Source organism: Pseudomonas oryzae, from assembly GCF_900104805.1.
GTDB classification, from domain to species: Bacteria; Pseudomonadota; Gammaproteobacteria; order Pseudomonadales; family Pseudomonadaceae; genus Geopseudomonas; species Geopseudomonas oryzae.
In genome coordinates this window covers 2,112,535-2,125,101 of sequence record NZ_LT629751.1, presented here as the reverse complement: position 1 = coordinate 2,125,101, position 12,567 = coordinate 2,112,535, and the positions used below count along the sequence as shown (strand labels likewise).

Genomic DNA, 12,567 nt, shown 5'->3' with positions numbered 1-12,567 from the left:
CTGGATGAGCGTTGTAGCCATCATCGGCGGTACCGGACTGACCCAGCTTGAAGGGCTGACCATTCGCGAGGCCGTCACCCTGGAAACGCCGTGGGGCAAGCCCTCGGCCGACGTGCTGCGCGGCGAGTTCGGCGGCCGCGAGGTGCTGTTCCTCGCCCGTCACGGCCACCCGCACCGCATCCCGCCGCACCAGGTCAACTACCGCGCCAACCTGTGGGCGCTGAAGGAAGCCGGCGCGCAGGCGATCCTCGCGGTCAATGCGGTGGGCGGCATCCACGCGGCCATGGGCACCGGGCACTTCTGCGTGCCGCACCAACTGATCGACTACACCTGGGGGCGTGGTTCGACCTTCTTCGAGGGCGAGCTCGATCACGTCACCCACATCGACTTCAGCCATCCCTACGATGAAGACCTGCGCCAGCTGCTGACCACCGCGTTGCGCGCCGAGGGTTGTGATTTCAGTGGTCGCGGCGTGTACGCCTGCACCCAGGGGCCGCGTCTGGAGACGGTGGCGGAGATCGCCCGCCTGGAGCGCGACGGCGGCGACATCGTCGGCATGACCGGCATGCCCGAGGCGGTGCTGGCTCGCGAGCTGGAACTGCCTTACGCCTGTCTGGCGCTGGTGGTCAATCCGGCGGCCGGCAAGTCCACCGGGATCATCACCATGGCCGAGATCGAGCAGGCGCTGGCCGAGGGCATGGACAAGGTCAAGGCGGTGCTGCGCCGGGTCTTGGCCCAGGCATGAGAGCAGGGTGCGCCATGCGCACCTGCCTGGTGGTGGTGCGCATGGCGCACCCTACGGATATAGGGGCGGCAGATCGAGGATCTGCCGCCCTTTGCGTTTGTGGCGTCGACTCAGAGTGGCGTGACGCGGATCAGCGCGCCCAGGGTCGGGTGGTCGAGATAGGTCAGCTGGCCGGGCAGCAGGCGGCGTTTGGCCTGCAGGCGCTCGCTGGCAGCGAGAAAGCCGTCGGCGTTGAACTGGTTGGCCCAGGTCTGCAGTTTCAGCTCGAGCTGGCTGCCCTGGGTCAGGTCGAGGGTGCCCTCCACCGGGAAGTGGCCGTCGCGCTCCTTGCCGGTGCTGAAACGGACCGGCTGCGGGCTGCTGGTCACGCCCTGCTGCCAGGCCTTGTGCAGCAGCACCTGGTAGCCCTGGCTGCTCTCCAGCTTGGCGACGGTGTCGGTCAGCGCCGGGGTGCGTTCGTTCTGCGCGGGAATGGCGGTGGCGTTGGCGGCCCAGTCCTCCGGTGCCGGCTGGCTGGCGTTGAGCGGCTGTTGCGCCTGGCGGAAGACGATCAGTTCGACCTGGTAGAGTGCTTCGGCGAAGGCTGCGGGAGCGAGCAGCAGCAGCGCGAGCAGCAGGGGGCGGAGCAGTCGGGGCATGGGCATTTCCTTCAGGCGGCGTGTGGGGTCAGGCGCTCGAACAGCGCCTCCAGGGTGTTGAAGCGTTGTTCCGGGCGCTCCATCGGCACCTGGAACTTGAACAGGGTGGCGCCTTCGAACTTGTAGCGGTTCGGCTGGCTCTGGATCAGCTTGATCAGGGTCAGCGGCTCGACCGGGGTGTGCGCGGCGAACTCGATACGTCCGCCCTGCGGGCCGGCCTCGACCTTCCTGATACCGAGTCGCTCGGCCTGCAGCTTGAGCAGGGTCAGGCGCATCAGGTTCTTCGCCGGCTCCGGCAGCAGGCCGAAGCGGTCGATCATCTCCACCTGCAGTTCGTTGAGCGCGTTCTCGTCGCTGGCCGAGGCGATGCGCTTGTAGAGGATCAGGCGGGCGTTGACGTCGGGCAGGTAGTCCTCAGGGATCAGCGCCGGCAGGCGCAGGTTGACCTCCGGGCCGCCGCCCAGCGGCTGTTCGAGATTGGGCTGCTCGCCCTTGCGGATCGCCTTGACCGCACGTTCGAGCATCTCCATGTACAGGGTGAAGCCGACTGCCTGGATCTGCCCGCTCTGGCCCTCGCCGAGCAGCTCGCCGGCACCGCGGATCTCCAGGTCGTGGGTGGCCAGCACGAAGCCGGCGCCCAGATCCTGAGCGTTGGCGATGGCCTCCAGGCGCTTCTGCGCGTCCTCGGTCATCTGCTTGCGCGACGGGGTGAGCAGGTAGGCGTAGGCCTGGTGGTGGCTGCGTCCGACCCGGCCGCGCAGCTGGTGCAGCTGGGCCAGCCCGAACTTGTCGGCGCGCTCGATGATGATGGTGTTGGCGCTCGGTACGTCGATGCCGGTCTCGATGATGGTCGAGGCCACCAGCACGTTGAAGCGCTTGTGGTAGAAGTCGCTCATCACCTGCTCGAGCTCGCGCTCGCGCATCTGCCCGTGGCCGACGCCGATGCGCGCCTCCGGCACCAGTTCGGCCAGGTCGGCGGCGCACTTGTCGATGGTCTTCACCTCGTTGTGCAGGTAGTAGACCTGGCCGCCGCGCAGCAGCTCGCGCAGCAGCGCCTCCTTGATGGTCGGCTTGTTCTGCTCCATGACGAAGGTGCGCACCGACAGCCGACGCGCCGGCGGGGTGGCGATGATCGACAGGTCGCGCATGCCCGACACCGCCATGTTCAGGGTGCGCGGGATCGGCGTGGCGGTCAGGGTGAGGATGTCCACCTCGCTGCGCAGCGCCTTGAGCTGTTCCTTCTGGCGCACGCCGAAGCGATGCTCCTCGTCGATGATCACCAATCCGAGATCCTTGAACTGGACGTCGTCCTGCAGCAGCTTGTGGGTGCCGATGACGATGTCGACCTTGCCCTCGGCGAGTAGCTGTTCGGCGTCGCGCACTTCCTTGGCCGACTTGAAGCGACTCATCACCTCGACCTTCACCGGCCAGTCGGCGAAACGGTCGCGGAAGCTGTTGTAGTGCTGCTGGGCGAGCAGGGTGGTGGGTACCAGCACCGCCACCTGCTTGCCACTGTGCACGGCGATGAAGGCGGCGCGCATGGCCACCTCGGTCTTGCCGAAGCCGACGTCGCCGCACACCAGGCGGTCCATCGGCTTGCTGCTGAGCATGTCGGCGCGCACCGCCTCGATGGCGGCCTGCTGGTCCGGGGTTTCCTCGAACGGGAAGCCGGCGGCGAAGGTCTCGTAGTCGGCGTGCGGATCGCTGAAGGTGAAGCCCTCGCGGGCGGCGCGGCGGGCGTAGACGTCGAGCAGCTCGGCGGCGACGTCGCGCACCTGCTCGGCGGCCTTGCGTTTGGCCTTTTGCCACTGTTCGGAGCCGAGGCGGTGCAGCGGGGCGAGGGCGTCGTCGCTGCCGGTGTAGCGGGCGATCAGGTGCAGGCTGGCCACCGGCACGTAGAGCTTGGCCTCGTCGGCGTACTCGAGCATGAGGAACTCGGCCGGCTGGCCTTCCACCTCGAGCGTGACCAGGCCGTGGTAGCGGCCGACGCCGTGGTCGATGTGCACCACCGGCGCGCCCTCGCGCAGTTCGGTGAGGTGCTTGATCACGTTGTCGCCGGCGTCGCGGGTCTTGTCGCGGCGCCGGCGCTGCATCACGCGGTGGCCGAACAGCGGGCTTTCCGGGATCAGCGCCAGCTCGTCGAGCAGCAGGCCCTCGTCGAGCGGGGCGATGCAGATCGCCAGGCGTTCGCGGTCGGCGGCGAATGCCGCCCAGCTGTCGACCTCCCGGGGCTTCAGCTTGAGGCGGGCGAGCAGTTCCAGCAGCACCTCGCGGCGCCCCGCCGACTCGGCGCAGAACAGCACCCGGCCCGGGTATTCCTCGATGAAGCGGCGCAGCGCGGCCAGCGGCTCGCCGGCCTTGGCCTGGATCGCCAGGTCGGGCAGGGCGCGGGCGGCGAAGCGTTCGCGACCGACACCGGGCTCCAGGTCGCGCTGGTCGGCGATCACCCGAGGCCAGTCCTTGAGGCGCGCGAAGCAGTCCTCGACGGCGAGGAACAGTTCGGCCGGCGGCAGCAGCGGGCGCTCGGGATCGTAGCGGCGGTCCTCGTAGCGGCTGCGCAGGTCGATCCAGAACTGCTCGGCGGCATGTTCGATGCCGGGCAGGGAGAACACCTGGGTCTCGCCGGGGAGGTAGTCGAACAGCGTGGCGGTCTGCTCGAAGAACAACGGCAGGTAGTACTCGATGCCGGCCGGGGTGAGACCGCTGGACAGGTCCTGGTACAGCGGGCAGCGCCGGTAGTCGACGTCGAAGCGCTCGCGAAAGCGCGCGCGGAAGTCGGCGACCGCCTTCTTCTCCAGCGGGAACTCGCGGGCCGGCAGCAGGCGCACCGAGTCGACCTTGTCCACCGAGCGCTGGGTCTCCGGGTCGAAGGTGCGCAGCGTCTCGATCTCGTCGTCGAACAGGTCGATGCGGTAGGGCAGGGGGCTGCCCATCGGGAACAGGTCGATCAGCGCGCCGCGCACGGCGAACTCGCCGTGTTCGTAGACGGTGTCCACGCAGCGGTAGCCGGCGGCCTCCAGGCGTGCGCGCATGTCGTCGACGTCGAGCCGCTGGCCGACATCCAGCACCAGGCTGGAGCCGAGCAGGAAGCGCGGTGGCGCCAGGCGCTGCAGGGCGGTGGCGATAGGCACCACCAGCACGCCGTGCTTCAGCTCCGGCAGGCGGTACAGCGCCGCGATGCGCTGGGAAATGATGTCCTGGTGCGGCGAGAAGACGTCGTAGGGCAGGGTTTCCCAGTCGGGGAAGTGCAGCACCGGCAGCTCCGGGGCGAAGAAGCGCAGCTCCTCCTGGAGGCGCTCGGCGCTCTGGCTGTCGGCGGTCAGCAGCAGGGTGAAGCGGCGGGCGCCGGCGGCGGCCTCGGCGATGGCCAGGCTCTGGGCGGCGCCGGGCAGGTTGCCCCAGTGTTGTTTGCCGGCGGCTGCCGGCAGGCTCGGAAGACGCAGTACGGTCACGGGCGGCTCGGGATGGCGACAAAGCCGCGATTGTAGCGGTGCGGCGCACCGACTGTCAGTGATGAGTGAGGCACGTTGCCCGAACGCTTCGGGGTCGTCATAATGTAGCCCTTTTTGTTATCCCCTACATGTGGAAGGTATCGCCCGTGACCCAGAAGACCGACCAGTGCCTTGGTGAGTGGATTGACCGCGAGGCCCTCGCTGAGGCCATGATTCCGCTGATCGGCCAGCTCTACCGCAACAACAATGTGGTGACTTCTATCTATGGCCGCGGCCTGATCAACCGTTCGGTGATCGGCATCCTCAAGGCGCATCGCTTCGCTCGCCAGATCGACGACGCCGAGCTGTCGGTGCATGACACCTTCCCGATCCTGCAGGCCCTGAGCCAGCTGGAGCTGGGCGCTGCTTCCGTCGACCTCGGTCGTCTGGCTGTCAAGTTCAAGCACGAAGGCAGCGGCCGCAGCGCCGAGCAGTTCGTGCGCGAGGAGCTGGCCGAAGTGGTCGGCAAGCAGGGCAACGAGCAGCGCCAGGGCACCGACGTGGTGCTGTACGGCTTCGGCCGCATCGGTCGCCTGCTGGCGCGCATCCTGATCGAGAAGACCGGTGGCGGCGACGGCCTGCGTCTGCGCGCCATCGTCGTGCGCAAGGGCGCCGCCAACGACCTGGTCAAGCGTGCCAGTCTGCTGCGTCGCGATTCGGTGCACGGTCCGTTCAACGGCACCATCACCATCGACGAGGAGAACAACACCATCCTCGCCAATGGCAACCTAATCCAGGTGATCTACTCCAACGATCCGACCACCGTCGACTACACCGCCTACGGCATCAACAACGCCATCGTCGTCGACAACACCGGCAAGTGGCGCGATGCCGAAGGCCTGGGCCAGCACCTGAAGTGCCCGGGCGCCGCCCGCGTGATCCTGACCGCGCCGGGCAAGGGCGAGATCAAGAACATCGTTCACGGCATCAACCACGGTCTGATCAGCGACGAGGACAAGATCCTCTCTGCCGCCTCCTGCACCACCAACGCCATCGTGCCGGTGCTCAAGGCCGTCTACGACAAGTTCGGCATCGCCCACGGTCACGTGGAGACCGTGCACTCCTATACCAACGACCAGAACCTGATCGACAACTTCCACAAGGGCGATCGCCGTGGCCGCAGTGCACCGCTGAACATGGTGATCACCGAGACCGGCGCCGCCACCGCCGCCGCCAAGGCTCTGCCGGTGCTGAAGGGCAAGCTGACCGGCAACGCCATCCGCGTGCCGACGCCGAACGTGTCCATGGCCATCCTCAACCTGACCCTCGAGAAGGCCACCAGCCGCGAGGAGATCAACGACTACCTGCGCTACATGGCGCTGCACTCCGAGCTGCACAAGCAGATCGACTTCACCAACTCGCCGGAAGTGGTGTCCACCGACTTCGTCGGCTCCCGCCATGCCGGTGTGGTCGATGCCGAAGCGACCATCTGCAACGACAATCGCGTCGTTCTCTACGTGTGGTACGACAACGAGTTCGGTTACAGCTGCCAGGTGGTGCGCGTGCTGGAGGACATGGCCGGGGTCAACCCGCCGGCTTTCCCGCGCTGATCCGCAGCCAGTGATGGGCTGAGACAAAACGGGAGCTTCGGCTCCCGTTTTGCTTTTCCGGACAAGCGCTTGCGATTGCTCCCTGTATCCACTTGTTACTGTTTGCCGCCAATTATTCGGCGGTCAAGGTGGCCAGTCGGAGAGGGGGTCCTTATAATCGTGCGGATTTTTGCACGGGGTTTGCCCGGTACAACGTCCGATGATGGCTGGCAGAGGGGGCAGTCATCGCGGGGCGGACAGTTCCGGGTGCCCCTTTCCGTTTCATACACAGTGATTGGGCAATACGTATGATAAAAATCAAACGTGGTCTGGACCTGCCCATCACCGGCGCACCTGCGCAGCGCATCGAGGCCGGTCGGCCGGTGCGCAGCGTAGCGGTCGTAGGCTTCGACTATCACGGGATGAAGCCAACGATGCAGGTGCAGGTCGGTGATCGAGTCAAACTCGGCCAGGTCCTGTTCTCCGACAAGAAGACCCCCGGGGTGAACTATACGGCGCCAGCTGCCGGTGTGATCAGCGCCATCCATCGCGGTGAGCAGCGCGTGCTGCAGTCCGTGGTCATCGACGTGGACGGCGACGAGCAGCTCACCTTTGCCAGCTATCCGGCCAGCCAACTGGCCAGCCTCGATGCGGCTCAGGTGCGCGACAACCTGCAGGCTTCCGGTCTGTGGAGCGCCCTGCGTACCCGCCCGTACAGCAAGGTGCCGGCCGTCGACGCCGTGCCCAGCTCGATCTTCGTCACCGCCATCGACACCAACCCGCTGGCCGCCGATCCGGCGGTGATCGTCGGTGAATATGCGGCCGACTTCGAAAATGGTCTCAAGGTGCTGGCGCGCCTGGCCAAGGTGTTCCTGTGCAAGGCCGAGGGCGTCAGCCTGCCGGGCGAAGGCGTCACCGGGGTCACTGCCGCAAGCTTTGCCGGCCCCCATCCGGCCGGCCTGGCCGGCACCCACGTGCACTTCCTCGATCCGGTCAGCGCGACCAAGAGCGTGTGGACCCTCAACTACCAGGACGTCATCGCCGTCGGCAAGCTGTTCACCACCGGTCAGCTGTGGTCCGAACGCGTGGTGGCCCTGGCCGGTCCGGTGGTCGACAAGCCGCGCCTGGTGCGCACCCGTCTGGGTGCCAGCCTGCAGGAGCTGACCGCCGGCGAGCTGCAACCGGGCAACAACCGGGTGATTTCCGGTTCGGTGTTCGGTGGTCGCACTTCGCGTGGCGCCTGTGCCTACCTGGGGCGCTACCACCTTCAGGTGTCCTGCCTGCGCGAAGGCGACGACCGCGAAATGCTGCACTACCTGCGCGCAGGGGTGAACAAGCATTCGGTGCTCAACGTGTTCGTCTCCAAGCTGATGGGCGACCGGAAGCTTCCGTTCACCACCACCACCAACGGCAGTTCGCGCGCCATGGTGCCGGTGGGCAACTACGAGGAAGTGATGCCGCTGGACATCCTCGCCACCCAGTTGCTGCGCTACCTCATCGTCGGTGACACCGAGATGGCGCAGAAGCTCGGTTGCCTCGAGCTGGACGAGGAAGACCTGGCGCTGTGCAGCTACGTCTGCGCCGGAAAGTACGAATACGGCCCGATCCTGCGGGATAACCTGACCCGCATCGAGAAGGAGGGTTGACCATGGGAATGCGAGATTTTCTCGACAAGATCGAGCACAACTTCGAGAAGGGCGGCAAGTACGAGAAGTGGTACGCCCTCTACGAGGCGGTGGATACCTTCTTCTATCGCCCCGGTAGCGTGACCCGCACCACCGCCCACGTGCGCGACGGCATCGACCTCAAGCGCATGATGATCACCGTGTGGCTGTGCACCTTCCCGGCGATGTTCTTCGGCATGTGGAACATCGGCCATCAGGCCAACCTGATCTTCGCCCAGAGCCCCGAGCTGCTGGCGGCACAGGACGGCTGGCGCTTCAGCCTGATCGGTGCGCTGGCCGGCTTCGATCCGGCCAGCCTGTGGGACTGCTTCATCCAGGGTGCGGCGTACTTCCTGCCGGTGTATCTGGTGACCTTCATCGTCGGCGGTTTCTGGGAGGTGCTGTTCGCTTCCATCCGTCGTCACGAGGTCAACGAGGGCTTCTTCGTCACCTCCGTGCTGTTCGCCCTGATCCTGCCGCCGAGCATCCCGCTGTGGCAGGTCGCGCTGGGCATCAGCTTCGGCGTGGTGATCGGCAAGGAAGTGTTCGGTGGCACCGGCAAGAACTTCCTCAACCCGGCACTGGTCGGTCGCGCCTTCCTGTTCTTCGCCTATCCGGCGCAGATGTCCGGTGACGGCGTGTGGACCGCGGTGGACGGCTATGCCGGCGCCACCAGCCTGAGCCTGGCCGCCGCCGGCGGCGTCGAGGCGATCGTCGGCCAGGGCATCACCTGGATGGACGCCTTCCTCGGCAACATGCACGGCTCGATCGGCGAAACCAGCACCCTGGCCATCCTGATCGGCGGCGGCGTGCTGCTGCTGACCAAGATCGCCGCCTGGCGCATCGTCGCCGGCGTGATGATCGGCATGGTCGCCACCAGCACCCTGTTCAACGTCATCGGCTCGGACACCAACCCGATGTTCGCCATGCCCTGGTACTGGCACCTGGTGGTCGGCGGTTTCGCCTTCGCCATGGTGTTCATGGCCACCGACCCGGTTTCCGCGTCGATGACCAACACCGGCAAGTGGCTGTTCGGTGCGCTGATCGGCCTGATGGTCGTGCTGATCCGCGTGGTCAACCCGGCCTTCCCGGAAGGCATGATGCTGGCGGTCCTGTTCGCCAACCTGTTTGCACCGCTGATCGACCACTTCGTCGTTCAGGCCAATATCAAGCGGAGGCTGGCACGCAATGTCTAGTCAAAAGGAATCCACCGCCCGCACCCTGCTGGTGGCGCTGGTGGTCTGCCTGGTGTGCTCGGTGTTCGTCGCCGGCGCGGCCGTGGCACTGAAGCCGACCCAGGTCGAGAACCGCCAGCTGGACAAGCAGCGCAGCATCCTGGCCATCGCCGGCCTGGGCGACGCCCAGATGTCCGGGACCAAGGTGAAGAAGCTGTTCGCCGAGCGCATCCGTGCGCGCGTGGTCGACCTGCAGGTTGGCAAGTTCAGTGACGCCTATGACGCCAAGACCTTCGATCCGCTCAAGGCGGCGAAGGATCCGAAGCTTTCCGATGTCCTGCCGGGAAGCGACGACATCGCCTCGATCAAGCGTCGCGAGCGTTTCACCACCGTTTACCTGGTGGAGAACGCCGAGGGTCAGCTGGAAACCCTGATCCTACCGGTGCGTGGCTATGGCCTGTGGTCGACCCTGCACGGCTTCATGGCGGTCAAGGGCGACCTCAATACCGTGGCCGGTTTCGGCTTCTACCAGCACGCTGAGACCCCCGGTCTGGGCGGCGAGGTGGACAATCCGAAGTGGAAGGGCCTGTGGCCGGGCAAGACCCTGTTCAACGAGCAGGGTGAGCTGGCTGTGGCCGTCGTCAAGGGCGGGGTCGATCCGCAGAGCCCGCAGGCCGTGCACCAGGTCGACGCCCTCGCCGGCGCGACCCTGACCAGCAACGGCGTGCACAACCTGCTGCAGTTCTGGCTGGGCCGGAACGGTTTCGGTCCCTTCATCGCTAACCTGCGTGCCGGGGAGGCCTGATCATGTCCAAACCCACCATCAAGGAAGTCCTGCTCAACCCGGTCTTCAACAACAACCCCATCGGCCTGCAGATCCTCGGCATCTGCTCGGCGCTGGCGGTGACCTCCAACCTGAAGACGGCACTGGTGATGTCGATCGCCCTGACCCTGGTGACCGGCTTCTCCAACCTGTTCATCTCGCTGATCCGCAGCCAGATCCCCAGTTCGATCCGCATGATCGTGCAGATGGTGATCATCGCCTCGCTGGTGATCGTGGTCGATCAGGTGCTCAAGGCCTATGCCTACAGCCTGTCCAAGCAGCTGTCGGTGTTCGTCGGCCTGATCATCACCAACTGCATCGTGATGGGCCGCGCCGAAGCCTTCGCCATGGCCAATCCGCCGCTGCTGTCGTTCTTCGACGGTATCGGCAACGGCCTGGGTTACAGCGCCATGCTGATCGTGCTGGGCATCGTCCGCGAGCTGTTCGGCGCCGGCAAGCTGCTCGGCTTCGAGATCCTGCCGGTGGTCAATGACGGTGGCTGGTATCAGCCCAATGGTCTGCTGCTGCTGCCGCCCTCGGCGTTCTTCCTGATCGGCCTGATCATCTGGGGCCTGCGTACCTGGAAGACCGCCCAGGTCGAGAAACCCAGCTACAAGATGGCTCCGCACGTCAGCAAGGAGGCCTACTGATGGAACACTACATCAGCCTGTTCGTGAAGGCCGTGTTCGTGGAGAACATGGCACTGGCCTTCTTCCTCGGCATGTGCACCTTCATCGCCATTTCCAAAAAGGTGGAAACGGCGATCGGCCTGGGTATCGCCGTGGTGGTGGTGCAGACCATCACCGTGCCGGCCAACAACCTGATCTACACCTACCTGCTCAAGGACGGCGCGCTGGCCTGGGCCGGCCTGCCGGAAGTGGATCTCAGCTTCCTCGGCCTGCTCAGCTACATCGGCGTGATCGCCGCCATCGTGCAGATCCTCGAGATGCTGCTGGACAAGTACGTGCCCTCGCTCTACAACGCGCTGGGCGTGTTCCTGCCGCTGATCACGGTGAACTGCGCCATCATGGGCGGTACCCTGTTCATGGTCGAGCGTGACTACAACCTCTCCGAGAGCGTGGTCTACGGCCTGGGCTCGGGCTTCTCCTGGGCGCTGGCGATCGCCGTGCTCGCCGGTGTACGCGAGAAGCTCAAGTACAGCGACGTGCCGGCCGGCCTGCAGGGCCTGGGCATCACCTTCATCACCATCGGTCTGATGTCGCTGGGCTTCATGTCGTTCTCCGGCGTGCAGCTCTAAGGAAGGGAAGAACAGATGAACTACGAAATCTTCCTCGCCATCGGCATGTTCACTGCGATCGTGCTGGCGCTGGTGGTCATCATCCTGATGGCCCGCGCCAAGCTGGTGTCCAGCGGCGACGTGAACATCCTCATCAACGGCGAGCGCACCATCACCGTACCGGCCGGCGGCAAGCTGCTGCAGACTCTGGCGGCCAACAACATCTTCCTGTCCTCTGCCTGTGGCGGCGGCGGCACCTGCGCGCAGTGCAAGTGCATCGTCGAGTCGGGCGGCGGCGAGATGCTGCCGACCGAGGAGTCGCACTTCACCAAGCGCGAGGCCAAGGCCGGCTGGCGCCTGTCCTGCCAGACCCCGGTCAAGCAGGACATGCACATCGAGGTGCCGGAAGAGGTCTTCGGCGTGAAGAAGTGGGAATGCACGGTGGAGTCCAACCCCAACGTTGCCACCTTCATCAAGGAGCTGACCCTGCGCCTGCCGCAAGGCGAGAGCGTGGACTTCCGTGCCGGTGGCTACGTGCAGCTGGAGTGCCCGCCGCACGTGGTCAACTACAAGGACTTCGACATCCAGCCCGAGTACCGCGGCGACTGGGACAAGTTCAACATGTGGCGTTACGTGTCGAAGGTGGACGAGCCCACCATTCGCGCCTACTCCATGGCGAACTACCCGGAAGAGAAGGGCATCGTCAAGTTCAACATCCGTATCGCCTCGCCGCCGCCGGGCAAGGATGACATCCCGCCGGGCAAGATGTCCTCGTTCGTGTTCAACCTCAAGCCGGGCGACAAGATCACCGTGTACGGACCCTTCGGCGAGTTCTTCGCCAAGGACACCGACAACGAGATGGTGTTCATCGGCGGTGGCGCCGGCATGGCGCCGATGCGTTCGCACATCTTCGACCAGCTCAAGCGCCTGAAGTCCACGCGCAAGATGAGCTTCTGGTACGGCGCGCGCTCGATGCGCGAGGCGTTCTATGTCGAGGAGTACGACCAGCTGCAGGCCGAGAACCCGAACTTCAAGTGGCACCTGGCGCTGTCCGATCCGCAGCCCGAGGACAACTGGAGCGGCCTCACCGGCTTCATCCACAACGTCCTCTACGAGAACTACCTGAAGGACCATCCGGCGCCCGAGGACTGCGAGTTCTACATGTGCGGCCCGCCGATGATGAACGCCGCGGTGATCAAGATGCTGCTGGACCTGGGCGTGGAGCGGGAGAACATCCTGCTCGACGACTTCGGCGGCTAGAGTCG

At 65.7% G+C, this 12,567-nt stretch carries 10 protein-coding genes; 8 read left to right on the top strand and 2 right to left on the bottom strand.

Annotation, left to right across the window (positions count from 1 at the left end; all coding sequences use genetic code 11):
• The first annotated feature begins 4 nt into the window (after positions 1-4).
• A complete protein-coding gene (locus BLT78_RS09435) occupies positions 5-745 on the top strand; it encodes an S-methyl-5'-thioinosine phosphorylase (protein ID WP_090348733.1) in 741 nt (246 codons plus the stop codon).
• A gap of 110 nt (positions 746-855) precedes the next feature.
• On the opposite strand, the gene BLT78_RS09430 is transcribed toward BLT78_RS09435, so the two are convergent.
• Together BLT78_RS09430 and mfd are read right to left on the bottom strand one after the other, a co-directional pair.
• A complete protein-coding gene (locus tag BLT78_RS09430; protein WP_090348732.1) occupies positions 856-1,383 on the bottom strand; it encodes a CsiV family protein in 528 nt (175 codons plus the stop codon).
• Between the two features lie 11 nt (positions 1,384-1,394).
• Positions 1,395-4,835: a transcription-repair coupling factor gene (mfd, locus tag BLT78_RS09425; RefSeq protein WP_090348731.1), complete on the bottom strand. Its 3,441-nt coding sequence runs from the start codon at positions 4,833-4,835 to the stop codon at positions 1,395-1,397.
• Positions 4,836-4,963: 128 nt separating this feature from the next.
• On the opposite strand from mfd, the gene BLT78_RS09420 reads away from it, so the two are divergent.
• From BLT78_RS09420 to nqrF, 7 genes are all read left to right on the top strand, one after another.
• Positions 4,964-6,424, top strand: coding sequence for a glyceraldehyde-3-phosphate dehydrogenase (locus BLT78_RS09420; protein WP_090348730.1), 1,461 nt, complete (start codon positions 4,964-4,966; stop codon positions 6,422-6,424).
• Positions 6,425-6,711: 287 nt separating this feature from the next.
• Positions 6,712-8,049, top strand: a complete 1,338-nt coding sequence (locus tag BLT78_RS09415; protein WP_090348729.1) for a Na(+)-translocating NADH-quinone reductase subunit A — start codon at positions 6,712-6,714, stop codon at positions 8,047-8,049.
• Positions 8,050-8,051: 2 nt separating this feature from the next.
• Positions 8,052-9,263, top strand: a complete 1,212-nt coding sequence (locus BLT78_RS09410; protein ID WP_090348728.1) for an NADH:ubiquinone reductase (Na(+)-transporting) subunit B — start codon at positions 8,052-8,054, stop codon at positions 9,261-9,263.
• Positions 9,256-10,047 (top strand): Na(+)-translocating NADH-quinone reductase subunit C, encoded by a 792-nt coding sequence (locus tag BLT78_RS09405; RefSeq protein WP_090348727.1) that lies wholly within the window; start codon positions 9,256-9,258, stop codon positions 10,045-10,047. The genes BLT78_RS09410 and BLT78_RS09405 overlap by 8 nt, the downstream gene beginning before the upstream one ends.
• 2 nt (positions 10,048-10,049) lie before the next feature.
• The gene (locus BLT78_RS09400) at positions 10,050-10,715 is read left to right on the top strand and encodes an NADH:ubiquinone reductase (Na(+)-transporting) subunit D (RefSeq protein ID WP_090348726.1); all 666 of its coding nucleotides are present in this window, start codon (positions 10,050-10,052) and stop codon (positions 10,713-10,715) included.
• Positions 10,715-11,323, top strand: coding sequence for an NADH:ubiquinone reductase (Na(+)-transporting) subunit E (gene nqrE / locus BLT78_RS09395; protein WP_090348725.1), 609 nt, complete (start codon positions 10,715-10,717; stop codon positions 11,321-11,323). The genes BLT78_RS09400 and nqrE overlap by 1 nt, the downstream gene beginning before the upstream one ends.
• A gap of 15 nt (positions 11,324-11,338) precedes the next feature.
• Entirely contained in the window at positions 11,339-12,562 is a 1,224-nt protein-coding gene (gene nqrF, locus BLT78_RS09390; RefSeq protein WP_090348724.1) for an NADH:ubiquinone reductase (Na(+)-transporting) subunit F, read from the top strand.
• Positions 12,563-12,567: the final 5 nt, after the last annotated feature.